Source organism: Kribbella sp. (assembly GCF_035687465.1).
Classification (GTDB): domain Bacteria; phylum Actinomycetota; class Actinomycetes; order Propionibacteriales; family Kribbellaceae; genus Kribbella.
Map to the genome: position 1 here is coordinate 1 of NZ_DASRXP010000034.1, position 14,921 is coordinate 14,921.

17 protein-coding genes are annotated in these 14,921 nt (G+C 67.3%); 12 read left to right on the top strand and 5 right to left on the bottom strand.

What is annotated here, in order from left to right; genetic code table 11:
• Both VFG33_RS01630 and VFG33_RS01635 read left to right on the top strand, forming a co-directional pair.
• Positions 1-1,701 (top strand): YncE family protein (locus VFG33_RS01630; RefSeq protein WP_325021579.1); only part of this gene is annotated, 1,701 nt, incomplete at its 5' end.
• A gap of 20 nt (positions 1,702-1,721) precedes the next feature.
• Positions 1,722-2,348, top strand: a complete 627-nt coding sequence (locus VFG33_RS01635; protein WP_325021581.1) for a DUF2461 domain-containing protein — start codon at positions 1,722-1,724, stop codon at positions 2,346-2,348.
• Between the two features lie 4 nt (positions 2,349-2,352).
• Here VFG33_RS01635 and VFG33_RS01640 read toward each other — a convergent pair whose 3' ends face one another.
• The gene (locus tag VFG33_RS01640) at positions 2,353-3,222 is read right to left on the bottom strand and encodes a Sco1979 family transcriptional regulator (RefSeq protein WP_325021608.1); all 870 of its coding nucleotides are present in this window, start codon (positions 3,220-3,222) and stop codon (positions 2,353-2,355) included.
• Between the two features lie 504 nt (positions 3,223-3,726).
• Here VFG33_RS01640 and VFG33_RS01645 point away from each other — a divergent pair.
• On the top strand, positions 3,727-3,921 hold the full coding sequence (locus tag VFG33_RS01645) for a hypothetical protein (RefSeq protein ID WP_325021583.1): 195 nt from the start codon (positions 3,727-3,729) through the stop codon (positions 3,919-3,921).
• A gap of 26 nt (positions 3,922-3,947) precedes the next feature.
• Positions 3,948-4,133 (top strand): hypothetical protein, encoded by a 186-nt coding sequence (locus VFG33_RS01650; RefSeq protein WP_325021585.1) that lies wholly within the window; start codon positions 3,948-3,950, stop codon positions 4,131-4,133.
• Between the two features lie 196 nt (positions 4,134-4,329).
• Here the strand turns inward: VFG33_RS01650 and VFG33_RS01655 are convergent, their stop codons facing one another.
• A complete protein-coding gene (locus tag VFG33_RS01655; RefSeq protein WP_325021586.1) occupies positions 4,330-4,563 on the bottom strand; it encodes a DUF397 domain-containing protein in 234 nt (77 codons plus the stop codon).
• Positions 4,564-5,045: 482 nt separating this feature from the next.
• Between VFG33_RS01655 and VFG33_RS01660 the strand changes: the two genes are divergently transcribed.
• Positions 5,046-5,912: an SAM-dependent methyltransferase gene (locus VFG33_RS01660; RefSeq protein ID WP_325021588.1), complete on the top strand. Its 867-nt coding sequence runs from the start codon at positions 5,046-5,048 to the stop codon at positions 5,910-5,912.
• A 56-nt stretch (positions 5,913-5,968) separates the two neighbouring features.
• On the opposite strand, the gene VFG33_RS01665 is transcribed toward VFG33_RS01660, so the two are convergent.
• Positions 5,969-6,415, bottom strand: coding sequence for an SRPBCC family protein (locus tag VFG33_RS01665; RefSeq protein WP_325021590.1), 447 nt, complete (start codon positions 6,413-6,415; stop codon positions 5,969-5,971).
• A 37-nt stretch (positions 6,416-6,452) separates the two neighbouring features.
• On the opposite strand from VFG33_RS01665, the gene VFG33_RS01670 reads away from it, so the two are divergent.
• From VFG33_RS01670 to VFG33_RS01690, 5 genes are all read left to right on the top strand, one after another.
• The gene (locus tag VFG33_RS01670; protein ID WP_325021591.1) at positions 6,453-7,676 is read left to right on the top strand and encodes an APC family permease; all 1,224 of its coding nucleotides are present in this window, start codon (positions 6,453-6,455) and stop codon (positions 7,674-7,676) included.
• Positions 7,677-7,776: 100 nt separating this feature from the next.
• Entirely contained in the window at positions 7,777-8,598 is an 822-nt protein-coding gene (locus VFG33_RS01675; protein ID WP_325021593.1) for a SigB/SigF/SigG family RNA polymerase sigma factor, read from the top strand.
• 90 nt (positions 8,599-8,688) lie between these two features.
• Positions 8,689-9,453, top strand: a complete 765-nt coding sequence (locus VFG33_RS01680; RefSeq protein ID WP_325021595.1) for a DUF2231 domain-containing protein — start codon at positions 8,689-8,691, stop codon at positions 9,451-9,453.
• 77 nt (positions 9,454-9,530) lie between these two features.
• On the top strand, positions 9,531-10,658 hold the full coding sequence (locus VFG33_RS01685) for a geranylgeranyl reductase family protein (RefSeq protein ID WP_325021598.1): 1,128 nt from the start codon (positions 9,531-9,533) through the stop codon (positions 10,656-10,658).
• A 19-nt stretch (positions 10,659-10,677) separates the two neighbouring features.
• The gene (locus tag VFG33_RS01690) at positions 10,678-11,751 is read left to right on the top strand and encodes an NAD(P)-dependent oxidoreductase (protein ID WP_325021600.1); all 1,074 of its coding nucleotides are present in this window, start codon (positions 10,678-10,680) and stop codon (positions 11,749-11,751) included.
• On the opposite strand, the gene VFG33_RS01695 is transcribed toward VFG33_RS01690, so the two are convergent.
• Positions 11,743-12,708: a GbsR/MarR family transcriptional regulator gene (locus VFG33_RS01695; protein WP_325021602.1), complete on the bottom strand. Its 966-nt coding sequence runs from the start codon at positions 12,706-12,708 to the stop codon at positions 11,743-11,745. The genes VFG33_RS01690 and VFG33_RS01695 overlap by 9 nt on opposite strands.
• Before the next feature lie 194 nt (positions 12,709-12,902).
• Between VFG33_RS01695 and VFG33_RS01700 the strand changes: the two genes are divergently transcribed.
• Together VFG33_RS01700 and VFG33_RS01705 are read left to right on the top strand one after the other, a co-directional pair.
• Positions 12,903-13,790 carry an ABC transporter ATP-binding protein gene (locus VFG33_RS01700; RefSeq protein WP_325021604.1) on the top strand — a complete coding sequence of 296 codons (888 nt, stop codon included), beginning with the start codon at positions 12,903-12,905 and terminating at the stop codon, positions 13,788-13,790.
• Positions 13,787-14,629 (top strand): ABC transporter permease, encoded by an 843-nt coding sequence (locus tag VFG33_RS01705; protein WP_325021607.1) that lies wholly within the window; start codon positions 13,787-13,789, stop codon positions 14,627-14,629. The genes VFG33_RS01700 and VFG33_RS01705 overlap by 4 nt, the downstream gene beginning before the upstream one ends.
• Before the next feature lie 63 nt (positions 14,630-14,692).
• Here VFG33_RS01705 and VFG33_RS01710 read toward each other — a convergent pair.
• Positions 14,693-14,921, bottom strand: a 229-nt coding sequence (locus VFG33_RS01710; protein WP_414672914.1) for a hypothetical protein, incomplete at its 5' end; no start/stop codon positions are given.

Sequence of the window (14,921 nt, forward strand, 5' to 3'; positions counted from 1 at the left end):
CTACTCCTGATCGGCGGTGTGCTGCAGGAGGCCATCTTCAGTACGAATCTTTTCGATGGTGGTCCCTGGCGGACATTGCCGTACTACGTCTTCGGTCTCATCGTGCTCGCGGCGGCAGCAGCCGTGTTCGCGGTGCGCGGCAGCCCAGGCGTGCTGGTGGGAGCATCACTGGGGTCGATCTGGGGGCTGTTGTTCTTCGGCAGCGAATGGATCCACCGGGGGTCCGTCAGCGAGGGGTACTTCATCGAGCTGCTCGGGCATCTCGCGCTGGCTGCCGCGGGCAGCTTCGCTCTGCTCGCGCTCCGCCGCCTGGTCGTGGTCAGGTGGCGATCGCTGCGGGACCCGCTGGTCTGGTTGGTCTTCATTGCCGCGACCACCGGTTCGCTGGCACTCGTCTCTCAGCAGCGAGCGGTTCTTGCGGAGCAGCGGATCTTCGACCAGGACAGAGTGCTCGACTCGCTGGCCCTGGCGTTCCTGGTCCTGCTGGTGCTCGCCTTCAGCGTGCCGATCGTCACCTTGTTCCTGCTACCGGACCGGATCGCCGCCTTCGTCCTGATCGGCTGGTCCGCCTGCGGTCTGGGGCTATCGGCAACCATTGTCACGTGGACGTTCGTCACTCCCGGCGCGTGGCGGGGCATTGCCTTCGGCTGCTCGCTGATCCTGCTTCTGATCGCCGCGGCGCTCCGGGTGCGCCGTCACCAGATCCCGGTGGGCAGACCACGGCGCAGGTTGTTGGTGGCCGTGGTTGCCGCCGTCTCCGTGCTGATCCCGGCTTCGGTCGGCGGCACGGTCGCCGCACGCTCGGGACCGTATGGCACTCGGATCGCCGTTGGCGGCTTCGCCGGTGATCTCGCCGCCAGCCCGCTCGGCGACCGGGTGTTCGTCAACCGGGGAAGCATCGGTGGCCTGGCGGTGATCACGACCAGAGACAACAAACAGGAGGGCGGGATCATTGCGATCCCGGACGACGATCCGCTGTTACTCACCGACTACGGCCTGCCGGTGATCGTCAGCCCCGACGGGCGGCTCGTGTACGTCGCGACCGGTGACGGCGTCGCAGTTGTCAACGCTGGAAGCGGGAAGCTGGACGGCAGCGTCATCCCGAGCCAGTCACCCAACGACCTCGCTTTTGCCCAGCGGGCCGACGAGCTGTACGTGGCGACATCGGCAGGGGTGTCCATTGTTAGTACCACCAGCAGAAAGTTGCTTGGAACAACTTTAGTCATCCCTGGTGCGTACAGACTTCTGCCGAGCGCGGACGGGCGGCGGATGTACGTGCTGGGCAGCCCCAACCGGGTGTGGACCATCGACACCGGGACCCGGAAGATCATCGGAGCACCGGCAGCTCACGGCACCCAGCACATTGCTCAGGCCCTCGGTCATGCGGACGAGAAGCTGTACCTGGCCAACTTCAGGTCGGAAAGCCTGTCCGTGGTTGACGTGAAGACCATGCGGGCAGCGGGCCCCGCGATCGACGTCGGCGGCGTGCCGTTCGACCTGGTCTCCAGCCCGGACGGCACCCGGATCTACGCCTCGGTCGGCACCGGCGACGTCGCGGTCATCGACGCCGAGACGGACAAAGTGGTCGACCGGCTGAAGTCTTGGGACGGCCCGATGGGGTTGGCGATCAGCGCCGACGGACGGCGCCTCTATGCCTCGAGCTCCGGTGGCGTCGTCTCGGTCATCGACACGTTCCACTGACTGCTGACTATCGTGGGCCTATGAGCTTCACCGGGTTTTCCGCCGCTGCGCTGGACTTCTACGACGATCTGGAGATGGACAACAGCAAGACCTTCTGGTCCGAGCACAAGAGCGTGTACGAGGAGTCCGTCCGGAAGCCGATGATCGCGCTGCTGACCGCGCTCGAGGAGGAGTTCGGCGCGGCGAAGGTGTTTCGCCCGTATCGCGATGTCCGGTTCGCCAAGGACAAGACGCCGTACAAGACCCATCAGGGCGCCTTCATCCCGTGCGGTCCGTCGACGGGCTGGTACGTCGAGCTCGCGGCGCCGGGCGTCCGCGTCGGCGCGGGGTTCTACGAGGCGCCGGCGGACCGGCTGGCCAGGATCCGTACTGCGATCGACGAGGAGCGGCGTGGTTCTGAACTCGACAAGCTGCTCGCGGATCTACAGACCGATGGCTGGACCCTCGGCGGCGACCAACTCAAGACCAGCCCACGCGGGTACGACGCCGAGCACCCGCGGATCCACCTGCTCCGGCACAAGTCGATGACGCTGTCGAAGTCCTACGGCTTCGAACCGGTGATCCACTCGGCCGAACTCACCACGCAGATCCGGGAGGACTGGCGCGCCACCACCCCGTTCCTCGAGTGGATCACCGCCAACGCCTAGCTGCTCAGTCGAATTCCTTCAGGATGCGGGCGATGTGGTCGCGGGTGCGGCTCGGCGGGGGAGCGGCCACGCAGAGCGCCTCCATCGTCGCGGTGTACTGGTCGAGGTCCTCGAGCTTGTCCAGGTAGAGCGCACTGGTGAGGTGCTCGATGTAGACGATGTCCGGCAGGTCCTGCTCCGGGAAACGCAGGATGCTGTAGGCGCCACCGGTCGCGGCGTGACCACCGGAGGAGAACGGCATGATCTGCAGCGTGACGTTCTGCAGGTGGGTCGCCTCGATCAACGCCTCCAGCTGGAGCCGCATCGCCTTGCTGCCGCCGATCGGGCGGCGTAGTACGGACTCGTCGACGACGGCCCACAGACGGACCGGGTTCGGCCGGGTCAGGGCTTCCTGACGGTTGATCCGCAGCGAGACGCGGCGCTCCACCTCTTCGGCGGGGATCAGGCCGCGGCCGAGCTGCACGACCGCCCGCACGTACTCCGGGGTCTGCAACAGGCCCGGCACGAACTGCAGCTCATAAGTACGGATCAGCTGCGCGGCGGCCTCGAGGCCCAGATAGGAGTGGAACCAGCTCGGCAGCACGTCGCCGAAGCGGTGCCACCAGCCGGGGTTGTTCGCCTCGCGGGCGAGCGCCAGCAGGCGCTCGCGCTCCTCGCCGTCGTCGAGACCGTAAAGCTTGAGCAGATCGGCGACGTCACGTTCCTTGAACCCGACCCGGCCGAGTTCCATCCGGCTGACCTTGGATTCCGACGAACGGATTTCCCACCCCGCGTCCGAGCGGCTGATTCCGGCGGCGTCACGCATCCGGCGCAGGTGCGCGCCGAGAATGATGCGAAGAGCTGTCGGCCCGCTTTGCGCGCCCGACTCCGTCACACTCACCTCCGACGCCCCAGCTCGTACTCACGGCGGGTCTGCCCACCCGGACAGATCATCTCATGACGTAGCGCCAATCTGTCGAAGTTCTTACATATGTCCTAGCACCCCCAGCGCCTCTGTCGGGAGGCCGGCCGCCGACCTCCACCGACGCCTCGGCCGGCCGGTGACGGACAGTGATGCGGCTGGCTGTGGGCGACCAGGGCGGGTGTCGATTTGTCTTGACATTTGAGGGGTTGAAGTGGGGTGTGTCGAGCCCGTCCGGGTGGGCCCGGGGACTGTTTTCAGGCGTGAACGGTCGCTCCGGAGGTCACAACTCAAAAACGTGCGGATGCACGTGCATCGGGCGCTTGCATTCGTATCGTGCGACCGCCATGATTGCTTCATGCACAGAAGGTGAGCTGAATCTCGCAAAAAGTGACATCGCGTGAATCAGCAGACCGGTCCAATGGCCCCGTCCGGTAGCAGCAGCTGCCGGCATGACTGGTTGGGGAACCCGAGTCGATGAGCACCCACGACAGCGAGCCCGTCGAGTACAGCGCCGAGTACACCGGTGGCCGTGCGCCCGACGAGTTGACCGAGCGGGAGATCCAGGAACTGGTGGCGCGCTGCCCCGAGCAGCAGCGCTGGGCCTTCGAGGGCTGGTTGCGCGGCGTTCGCCAACTCGACGGCGATCCGATCGTGAGCCTGGCGCCATGAACACCCATCGAGCAGGAGGCCGGAAAATGGTGCGGATCTGGTTGGGCGATCACCTGATCGCCGAGTATGTCGCCGAGCCGGACCGGGCTTCGCGCTACCAGCGGGTGATGACGCCCAAGTTCACCGGACTGCGCATCACCGTGGACAACGCCGCCACGGCCGGCGCCTCCGAGCTGCCGAACGAGCAGCTCTGGCCGCTCACCGTGCAGTAGCCGAACCACATCGCCTTGCAGTAGCCGAACCACGAGCGGCGACCAGCAGCTCCGTAGTACCCCTGTGTGCTGAGGCCGGTCCTTCTTTGAAGGCCGGCCTTTGTCATGCCCGGATGCCGCGACGGGATGCTGCCGGGACGTTAAGAGGCCCCTTCACCACTCGCCTGGTGAAGGGGCCTCTTGCCTTCTCGATTCTCTAGGCGAGGTCTTCGAACTCGCCGTCGTGAACGCCGCCGAGGAATGCCTGGATCTCAGCCTTGGTGAAGACCAGTGCCGGTCCGTCGGTGTGACGCGAGTTTCGCATCGCCACGCCGCCGTCCGGCAGCTTCGCTACCTCTACGCAGTTGCCGTTGGGGCCACTCCGCTGACTCTTCCGCCAGGTCAGCTCGCTCATCGCGTCGCCGGGCATGCCGTTGTAGACAGCAGTCATCAGCTGCACCTTCCGTACGTCTTTGGCATATGCACGTGCATTTGGGCTTGCATTTGCATCGTACACGTTGGAGGCCCTCGTGTCCGGTCCATAACACTGTGTGGTCAAACGCCTGTTGGGGAGCCTGGTTTCGTCGCCCTGGGTGAGGAGATTGGGGCCCGTGCGGACGGGGAAAGGTCCGGTCCAGCGACACGCGGTACGGGATCGGCGCCGGCTGGGTCAGGTCTGTGTAAGAACGGCCGGCAGATGCTGTGCGATCGCCTGACGGCGATGATCTGATCAGTACTGCGGGATGTCGGTCGAGCGGTCTGATCGGCACTGGAGAACAAGATGGATCGACTACGTCAGGACAAGCCGGGCGTAACCCGGAAAGGGCTTGCGTAGTTGATTGATCAGTCATTCCGGTGACGTCCTGAGAATTGCCTGGGAGACACTCCCGCAGGGGCTGATCCAGGCGTCGACTGGTATGGAAATGCACTACGATGACGACGAAGATTCCCTACAACACAAAGGCTGCGCCGATGGCGACTCCCGACGGCCCGGAAGCACCTCCGGAGTTCGACACTTCCCAACCGACCATCGCGCGCGTCTATGACGCATTGCTCGGTGGCAAGGACAATTTCGCTGCTGACCGAGAGGGCGCCGCGACTTACCTGAAATACGTTCCGGACGCCGGCCGGTGCGCGATCGAGAACCGCGACGCGCTGGTCAAGGGCGTGCAGTACCTGGTGCGAACTGCGGGGATCGACCAGTTCCTGGACATCGGCAGCGGCCTGCCGACCCAGAAGAACACCCATCAGGCGGCGCAGGAGATCAATCCCGACGCGAAGGTGGTCTACGTCGACGTCGACCCGATCGTGCTCGCGCACGGCCGGGCGCTGCTGGCGACGAACGCCAGCACCACCGTCGTGACGGCGGACCTGCGGGAGCCGAAGGGCATTCTGGAGAACAAGGAGATCCAGGAGCACCTGGACTTCAGCCGGCCGATCGCGCTGATGATCGTCGGCATCCACATGCACTTCCACGACGACGAGCAGCCGGACGAGTGGGTCCGGACGTTGGTCGACGCGCTGGCTCCGGGCAGCTACCTGTTCATCACCGACTTCGTCGACACCGGTGAGCCGCTGCAGAAGGCGATGGAGCAGGCCGGCCTGGAGAGCCTGGGCAACGGCTGGATCCGGACGCCGGAGCGGATCGAGGAGCACTTCCTGGGTCTGCCGCTGATTCCGCCCGGCCTGGACTTCCTGGCCCGCTGGTTCCCCGAGGACCCGGAGTCGGACGTGTCGGCCCCCGAGGATCTGCAGCCGTACCAGCGGATCCTGATGGCCGGAATCGCGAAGAAGGCCTGAGCTCCGCAAGCTGTTCGGAAGGCGCGCATCCCTGTGGATGCGCGCCTTCTGCTTGGTCAGCCCTTGGAGCCCGCGCGCCCCTCGGCCAGGAGAGCGAGCCGTTTGAGGGTCTCGAGGTTGCGGAGTCGCAGCAGCGGCTCGATCAACGCATCCGGGACCATCGAGGCCGGCCCCTGCACGGCGACCTCGCGCATCACCAGGTCGCACTGCCCGCCCCGGTCCGTCGCGACGAACTCGATCTCGCCCTCCCCGGTCGGCCAGGCGCGAGCCCGCAGTTGCAGGAAGCGCAAGGGCTCGTACTGCGTGACCGTCGTGGTGTCGTCGATCACGAGCGGCCAGACACCGACCGAGTGGTGAATGCTGTGTCCCGGCTGCGGCCAACCAGCCTCGACATCACGAACCCGGGACGCCCCGACCACCCAAGCGGCGTACGTCCAGCCGTCGGTGAGGATCGCGAACACGTCTTCGACGGAGGCATGGATCAGGCGCTCGTTCTCGGTCATACCTCCCCTGTACCCATTCCTGTGATCGACTGCCTCTGTGCAGGAGCTGCGAAGGCAATTGGGCCTCAAGGACGCCGTCGTCGTCGGACTCGGGGCGATGATCGGTGCGGGGGTGTTCGCCGCCTTCGCTCCCGCGGCCGAGGTCGCCGGGTCCGGGCTGCTGCTCGGGCTCGGGGTCGCCGCGATCGTTGCCTATTGCAACGCGACCTCGTCGGCCCGGCTCGCCGCGCGGTACCCGCAATCGGGTGGCACCTACGTCTACGGCCGGGAGCGGCTCGGGCCGTTCTGGGGATATCTCGCGGGCTGGGCGTTCGTGGTCGGCAAGACGGCCTCCTGTGCCGCGATGGCCCTGACTGTTGGGTCGTACCTCTGGCCCGACCAGGCGCACGCAGTCGCGGTCGCAGCCGTCGTGGCTCTCACCGCGCTGAACTACTTCGGTGTACAGAAGGCTGCCTGGCTCACGCAGCTCATCGTCACTGTCGTACTGCTCGTGCTGGCCGTAGTGGTCGTCGTCTGCCTGACCGCCGACCGTGCCCAGGTCTCACGGCTGGAGATCGGCAACGACGCGACCGTCGGAGGAGTACTGCAGGCAGCGGGACTGTTGTTCTTCGCCTTCGCCGGCTACGCGAGGATCGCGACCCTCGGCGAGGAGGTCCGTGACCCCGAACGCACGATCCCTCGTGCTGTACCGCTCGCGTTGACGATCACCTTGGTCACGTACGTCGCGGTGGCCGTCGCGGTCCTGGTGATCCTCGGACCCACCCGGTTGGGCGATTCCGTCGATCCGCTGGCGGAGGCGGTACGAGTTGCCGGGGTTCCCGCTCTCGTGCCGGCTGTTCGGATCGGTGCGGCGATCGCGGCCCTGGGATCACTGCTCGCGCTGATCCTCGGAGTCTCCCGGACAACGCTCGCGATGGCGCGTGACCATCACCTGCCTAGCGGGTTGGCCTCGATCCATCCACGATTCCACGTGCCGCATCGGGCGGAGCTCGCGGTCGGCGGCGTGGTCGCCGTACTGGCTGCGACCACCGATGTCCGCGGGGCCATCGGTTTCTCGTCCTTCGGAGTCCTCCTGTACTACGCGATCGCGAACGCGTCGGCGTGGACCCTCCGGCCGGACGAGGGACGACCGCCGCGCGGAGTACCGGTGATCGGTCTGGTCGGTTGCCTCACGCTCGCCTTCGCCCTGCCCGCGTCATCCGTGCTCGTAGGAGTGGTTGTTCTCGCGGTAGGGGCAGTGATTTACCGCATTCGGCTTTGACGGGCGCATGAGTCGGGCTGTCGTGGGTACGGGCTGGGACAGGCAATGACCGTGGTTCAGAGATGTGCCACGCCGTGACTCACGTCGCGAGGTCATACCCATGATGAATACCCTCAGCCCGACCGTCCCCACCCAGTGCTCGTCCGCGGCCGATCGGGCCGCCCGCGAAGCCGTCACCCGGGAGCTCCTCGAGCAGCGGGCCCGGAGTACCGACGAAGCCGAGCGGCAGCAGTTGCTCGAGGAGATCGTCGAACTCAACCTCGAAATGGCCAAGGGCATCGCGCGCCGGTTCCGCGGTCGCGGCGCCGAGGCCGACGATCTCGAGCAGGTCGCCTCCCTGGGCCTGGTGAAGGCGGCCCACCACTACCGGCTGGATGCCGAGACCCCGTTCATCGGGTTCGCCATCCCGACCATCCGGGGCGAGGTGAAACGCTACTTCCGCGACTGTGCCTGGACCGTCCGGATCCCGCGCCGGCTGCAGGAGTTGCAGGGCATGATCGCCGCGAAGGTGCCGCTGCTGGAGCAGCAGTTCAACCGCGAGCCGACACCGGCCGAGATCGCCGAGCATCTCGGCGTGGACGCGGAGGAGGTCGAGCAGGCGATGGCGGCGAAGGGCTGCTTCAACGTGCTCTCGCTGGATCGGCCGGCTGACCTGGACGCCGATCTCACCCTGGCCGACGTGGTCGCCGACGCCGCGGACCACTCGATCGACCAGCTCGAGACCGTCGACATGCTGCAGCCGGTGCTGGAGGATCTCGATCCGCGGGAGCGCCGGATCCTGCAGTTGCGGTTCATCGAGGGCTGGACGCAGTCTGAGATCGGCAAGGACATCGGCGTCAGCCAGATGCAGGTGTCGCGGGTACTGCGCCGGATCCTCGACGACCTGCGCGACAAGCTGAGCCCGATGCCCGCCGCTGCCTGAGCGTGGGTCGGTTCTCACGGAGCGTGCCGGGTACCTGCAGAATGGGAGAACACAGCTTCGAACGACGGAGAAGGTGCTTTGCCCTACCGGATGTACAGGACGCTGCCGGCGGACGCGGCGGCCATCGTGCGGGCCTACCCGCCGATGGTGGTCTGCTTCGCCGCGGCCCTGACCCTGACGGCGTTGGTCTTCGACGTCTTCTACCTGGTCGCGAGCCCGGGGCTGGCGCTTGCGGCGGTCTATACGGTGCCGGTGCTCGCGGGGCTGATCGCCGGGCTTGTCGCTGCTGCGGATGATGTCGAGCTGGAGCGGCGGGTGCTGGTCTGGACGGTGGCGGCGACCGTTGCCGTCGGCGTCACCAACGTCGTGATGGTGGCGATGATCGCCGCGATGCGCCGTACGGGGCCGTCTGACTGGGGTGCTGGTGGGCGGTCGATCCTGTTCGCGGCCTGCACCGTGGTGGCGGTGGCCGTGACAGTTGTTGTGGTCGGCAACCTGATCGGTGCTCTCGGCATCGACGTCAAGACGCACTGGCCGCACCGGCCGAAGAAAGTGCCGCACCCGCCGGTCGCCGCCTTCGCTGTTGCCGCGGCGCCCAAGCCGCAGGCGAGCAAGGAGGCGGCTGCTCGGGCCAAGCCGGTGCGGGTCGAGATCCCGGTCGAGGAGGAGCCTGCCGAGCCGGTGCCGACCTTCACTCCTCCGCCGTTGAAGGTGGTCGACCTGGACGAGCCGCGGGAGATCACTCCGTGGGAGGGCACTGGCCACGCCGACCGCCGGGCTCCCCGCTCTCGCCGCGTCCCGGCCGTCCCTCCGTCCCGGCGACCTCACCGTCCCGGCCGCCGCCCCGAGCGCTAGCTCTGGTTCCCCCTTGCGTCCGAAGAACTGGAGCGACGTCCCTCCAGTTCTTCGGACGCAAGGGGGACACTGGGGAGGTGAAGGTGGTGTGGGATCTGGCGGTGGTCGGTGCGGGGCCGGCTGGGGTTGGAGTGGCATTGGGGGCGTTGGCGGCTGAGCCGGGGTTGTCCGTGGCGTTGCTGGATCGGCAGGACTTTCCGCGGGACAAGCCGTGTGGTGACGGGATCGCCCCGCAGGTGCTCGACTTGCTGGCTGGTGTCGGCGTTACCGGGATCCTGGACGACCGTCGGCCGGTACGGCGTCTGTCGCTGCAGCGTGGTGGTTTGGCCGTTGACCGCGAGATGGAGCGTGATGCGTGGGTGGTGCCGCGCAGACTCTTCGATCACAGGCTCGTCGAAGCAGCCCAGAACGCCGGAGCCGCGTTGGTCCGGCATCGGGTGCGTGGGTTGGCGGTTCACCGCGATTCCGTGCTGCTGGACGATTCGCTTGCTGCCAAGGTGGTGGTTGGTGCCGACGGGGCGCAGTCCGTCGTACGGCGTGCTGTCGGTGGCCGGAGTGGTCCCACTGCGCTGGCGTTGCGTGGGTATGCCCCGACGCCGGTGGATCGCGTGGCCCGTCAGGTGATCGTGTTCGGGCTGGCGCGGCAGCCGTCGTACGCGTGGTCCTTCGACCGGGGCGACGGGTTGTCCAACGTGGGGTATGGCGAGGCGTTGTCGACGGCTCGGCCGCACCCGACCCGGGTGGAGCTCCTTGCGCAGTTGGAGGAGCTGTTGCCTGGTGCCGGTGAGGGTGGTTCGGATTGGCGCGCACATCATTTGCCGTTGTCGACCTGGTCGTGGCGACCGCAAGGTGGGCGGGTGTTGCTCGCCGGGGACGCCGCCGGGCTGGTGAATCCGATGACGGGCGAGGGGATCTACTACGCGGTTGCGACCGGCTTGCTGGCGGGACGGGCTGCCGCGATGGCGATCCGCGCGGGGAACGCGGGCGACGCCGGTTCGCAGTACCGGCGGATGGTGGGGCGAACGCTCGGCAAGCACTTCCGCCACACGGCACTCGCGGGACGCATGAGCCGGTCGGGCCCGGTCCTCGACGCAGGGATCCGCGCGGCCGCGGCAGACCAACGGGTCTTCGACGACCTGGTCGAGCTCGGCCTCGCCAACGGCCACCTCACCACCCACCTCCTCCGAGCCCTCGTACTGCGCTGAGCGCGGCATCATGGGTCGGGTGAGACTACCGAGTACTGCGTGGCAAGGGGTTGGGCTGGATGAGCGGATGGAGTGGGCGCGGCGCTGGATGGTGAAGACTGCCGCGGCCTCGGCGAATTTGCCTTCGCTGCAAAGGGTGAGGCTCGCGTTGACCGCTCATGTTGATCTCAAGATGGCGATCGCCATCGACGGCTTCCAGCGCGCCGGTGCCGAGGTGATCGTGCATCCGGCGGACCCGGCGACCACGCGCCCCGACGTCGTGGACCTGCTGCAGGACAACGGAATCCCCGTCACCACTGTGGAGGACTGTGTCGCCTGGCTGCCGTCCCATACGTTGGAGATGGGCGGCGACGTCGTCGTACGGGCTGCTCAAGAAGGTTATGCGGGCATCCGCGCCGGCGTCGAGGTCACGCGGACCGGCCTCAATCGGGTGGCCGCCGTTGGGCTGACGCATCCGGTGTTCGACCTCGACAGTGTGCCGCTGAAGAACCAACTGCACAACAGGTTCGCAGTCGGCACGAGTACGTGGCAGACGGTCCTCAGTCGCACGCAACTCTCGCTACACGGCCTCACCGTCGCAGTGATCGGGTACGGCGAAGTCGGTGCCGGCCTGGCCCGTACTGCGCGCGACCACGGAGCCCAGGTCCTGGTAGCAGAGCTGGATCTCGCCCGGGCAACAGTCGCGTCGTACGACGGCTTCGGCGTCGGCGCGATCCAGGACGTAGTACCGCGAGCCGATCTCGTCGTCACCGCGACCGGGCGGGTCGGAGCGATCTCGTCCGAGGTGATCGCCGGGCTCAAGGACGGCTGTCTCCTCGTCAACGCCGGTCACTCCGCGGAAGAGATCGACCTTGATGCCTTGGGCAACGGCAAGACGGTGATCCCGGCGGTGACGAGTCACTCGGTCGACGGAAGCGAAGTACTGTTGTTCGCCGGTGGGCACGTCGCCAACCTCGCCGCGGGCGACGGCGACAGCCTGAACGCCTTCGACCTCACTGCAGCGCTCCTGGTCGGATCGGTCGGCTGGACAGTTGCCCACGGCCACGAGTATCCGGCGGGGCTGCATCCGTGGCCGGACCACGTCTCATGGTGAAACGCGGGCCGGGCGTCCCCAGCTGAGTTCGGCGACGGTCTCGAGTGAGTGGCGTTGGGCGGGGGTGAGGCGGCCGGGGGTGGCGGCGAGGGTGTAGGTGTCGGGAGTGGGGCGGTCGAGGCTGATCGGGTCGGTGAAGGCGGCGTACGACTCGCCGTCCGCGAGTGCCTTGGCGACCCGGCCGAGCGGCCAGTCCAGGGCGGTGGCGAGTTGCTCTGCTGTCAAACGCGAGCCGGCATGGACCAGGGCGGCGAAGACCGTCATCGCGTCGTCGGCGGCCGCCGCGGTGGGACCGCCGGCCATGTCCTCGCTGAGTTGAGCGAAGAACCGAGCCATCTGCTCCAGCCGGGCCCCGGCCGGTGTGGAGATGCCGAAGAGCTCGGCTCCCTCCCGACCCACCTCGGCCCAGCTGGCGTTCGCCCGTGCGCTCGCGATCCAGGTGCGGAACCAGACATCCTCGGCGATCACGTAATGCTCGAAGCGCCCGCGCGGATCGGGTCGGCGCTCGACCAGTTCCAGCTGTTCCAGGTAGCCGATCGCCTTCGAAATCGAGGCCGGGCTGACCCGCAACTGACGAACCAGTTCCGCGGCCGTGAGACTGCGCGAGTCGGTGAGGTACAACCGGGCGAGCACCCGCGAGGCCATCCGCGGCAGACCGTTGTCGACCATCGTCCGGGCGAACCGCTCGGCGAAGTCGCGCACCTCCCGGCTGTGTGAATCCACCTCGGCTGACGGTCCGGGGCCGGAGGTCAGTTTGCGGCGGCGGGCGCGGTAGCCGGTCGCCTGGTGGGCGTGCTCGGCGCGGTAGCCGCCGGGACCACCGTTGCGCGCGATCTCGCGGCTGACGGTGGAGGTCGGACGATCCAGCCGCCTGGCGATCTCGGCGTACCCGGCGCCCTCCGCGATGCCGGCGGAGATCAGCCAGCGGTCCTCCTGCGTCAGCCTGCCGCCCGGCATCTTTCCTCCCCGGTCTGGTCGTCAGTCGGAGTCCAGTGTGCGTTCATCGCCAGGACATTGCAACGGTGGCGAGCTCTGTTGTTGCATTCAGCTTCATCCTCGTTGCACTGAGTCAGATAGATCTCCTGCAAATCAAGGACGGAGACCGTTAGTGAGCGTTGCCGAGATAGGAAACGCAACATAGCGTTCAAGGCATGCTGAAGGTTGATGATGCTGTGATCGAGGTCGACGGGCTGCGGATGCGGTACGGCGACACCGATGCACTGCACGACGTGACGTTCCAGGTGTGGCCCGGCGAGGTGCTCGCGGTGCTCGGACCGAACGGCGCCGGCAAGACGACCACGATCGAGATTCTCGAGGGCTTCCGGATGCGGTCGGCCGGGCGAGCCGAAGTACTGGGCGTCGATCCCGCGGAGGGCGATGAGCAGTGGCGGGCACGGGTCGGCGTCGTGTTGCAGTCCTGGCGGGATCACGGCAAATGGCGGGTGCGCGAACTCCTTGCGCATCTCGGCAGCCACTACGCGGCGTACTCGACGTCCGAGGTGCCACGGCCCTGGGATGCCGACGAGCTGCTCGCGGCTGTCGGTCTGACGAACCACGCCGGCCAGAAGATCAAGACCTTGTCCGGTGGGCAGCGTCGTCGGCTGGACGTCGCGATCGGCCTTGTCGGCCGGCCCGAACTCCTGTTCCTGGACGAGCCGACCACCGGCTTCGACCCGGCCGCCCGGTACGAGTTCCATGAACTGGTTCGTCGCCTCGCCGCCGAGCACCGGACCACGATCCTGCTGACCACGCACGACCTGGACGAAGCCAGCAAGCTCGCCGACCGGATCATGATCCTCTCCGCCGGACGGATCATCGCCGTCGGTTCGGCCGACGAGCTGACCCGACAGATCGCAGGCAAGGACGAGGTGCGCTGGACACTGGACGGCCGCCGGTACTGCGAGGCGACCACCGAGTCCACCGCCTTCGTCCGCCAACTCTTCACCCGGTACGGCGAAGGCGTCGGCGAACTGGAGGTTCGCCGGGCCTCGCTGGAGGACACCTATCTCTCCCTGGTGCGACAGGAGCTGGTCCCATGAAGACGGCCGTGATCCGGATCGGCTGGCGTCGCGGGTTGATCGAGTTGCGCCAGTCGTTCACCAACGGCGCGGACCTGTTCGGCCATTTCCTCTGGCCGGTGCTGATGTTGGTGGTGTTGTTCTTCCTGCGAGACCGGGAGTTCGGCGCGACCGGGTTCCTGCTCGGCACGCTCGCGCTGCCCAGCATCCTCGGCATGAACGCCGCGATGGGCATGGTGAGCATGAGCCAGCAACTCACGGCCGATCGCGAGGATGGCACCCTGCTCCGCGCCAAGGCGACCCCGAACGGTGTGCAGGGCTACCTGATCGGCAAGGTCGTCTCGGTGGCCGGCGGGCTGATCGCCGACCTCGCGATCCTGTTGATCCCCGCGCTGTTCATCATCGACGGCCTGGTCGCGGGCACTCTCGGCTCGTGGCTGACGCTGAGCTGGGTGTTGCTCCTCGGTCTGGTCGCGACGCTGCCGATCGGCGCGATCCTCGGCTCGGTGTTCCCCAGTGCGCGGGCGCAGGGACTGGTGCAGTTGCCCGTGCTGGGCCTGATCGGGATCTCGGGCATCTTCTACCCGATCACCGCCCTGCCGACCTGGCTCGAATGGATCGCCCAACTCACGCCGATCTACTGGCTCGGCCTGGGAATGCGGTCTGCGCTCCTGCCGGATGCCGCGGTCGGTGTGGAGATCGGTGATTCCTGGCGGCACTGGGAAACCGTTGCTGTGCTGGGTGTCTGGGCGGTACTCGGCCTGCTGATAGCGCCCGCGGTACTCCGCCGGATGGCGCGCCGCGAATCGGGTTCCACGGTGGCGACCCGCCGCGAGAAGGCCCTCCAACGAGTCGGCTGACCCAGTCCCGTTGCGTCCGAAGAACTGTGGGGCAGGCCCCGCGCGGATTCGGACGTCAGGGGATTAGTGGTGGGGGAAGTGGGTGGCTGAGGCTTGTTTTTGGGCTTCTCGGCGGGTGGCGGTGAGGAGGGCGTCGCCGAGGATGGTGCCGATCACCGCGCGCTCGGTCAGCACCTCACGGTCGTCGCCCGGTCGGCCGAGCCAGTTCATCTCGAGGGCGGCGAGTTGCTGGGCGGCTGCTCGATAGGCCTCGAGCATGTCCGCGAGGTCAGGATGTCCCAGTTCCTTGGCG

Bases quoted from the DNA above. Each gene is read 5' to 3' on its own strand.
- VFG33_RS01695 (WP_325021602.1), bottom strand. From the start codon at position 12,708: ATGCCGGGCGGCAGGCTGACGCAGGAGGACCGCTGGCTGATCTCCGCC.
- VFG33_RS01665 (WP_325021590.1), bottom strand. From the start codon at position 6,415: ATGACCGAGAACGAGCGCCTGATCCATGCCTCCGTCGAAGACGTGTTC.
- VFG33_RS01645 (WP_325021583.1), top strand. From the start codon at position 3,727: ATGAGCACCCACGACAGCGAGCCCGTCGAGTACAGCGCCGAGTACACC.
- VFG33_RS01660 (WP_325021588.1), top strand. From the start codon at position 5,046: ATGACGACGAAGATTCCCTACAACACAAAGGCTGCGCCGATGGCGACT.
- VFG33_RS01650 (WP_325021585.1), top strand. From the start codon at position 3,948: ATGGTGCGGATCTGGTTGGGCGATCACCTGATCGCCGAGTATGTCGCC.
- VFG33_RS01635 (WP_325021581.1), top strand. From the start codon at position 1,722: ATGAGCTTCACCGGGTTTTCCGCCGCTGCGCTGGACTTCTACGACGAT.
- VFG33_RS01680 (WP_325021595.1), top strand. From the start codon at position 8,689: ATGTACAGGACGCTGCCGGCGGACGCGGCGGCCATCGTGCGGGCCTAC.
- VFG33_RS01655 (WP_325021586.1), bottom strand. From the start codon at position 4,563: ATGACTGCTGTCTACAACGGCATGCCCGGCGACGCGATGAGCGAGCTG.
- VFG33_RS01705 (WP_325021607.1), top strand. From the start codon at position 13,787: ATGAAGACGGCCGTGATCCGGATCGGCTGGCGTCGCGGGTTGATCGAG.
- VFG33_RS01675 (WP_325021593.1), top strand. From the start codon at position 7,777: ATGATGAATACCCTCAGCCCGACCGTCCCCACCCAGTGCTCGTCCGCG.
- VFG33_RS01700 (WP_325021604.1), top strand. From the start codon at position 12,903: ATGCTGAAGGTTGATGATGCTGTGATCGAGGTCGACGGGCTGCGGATG.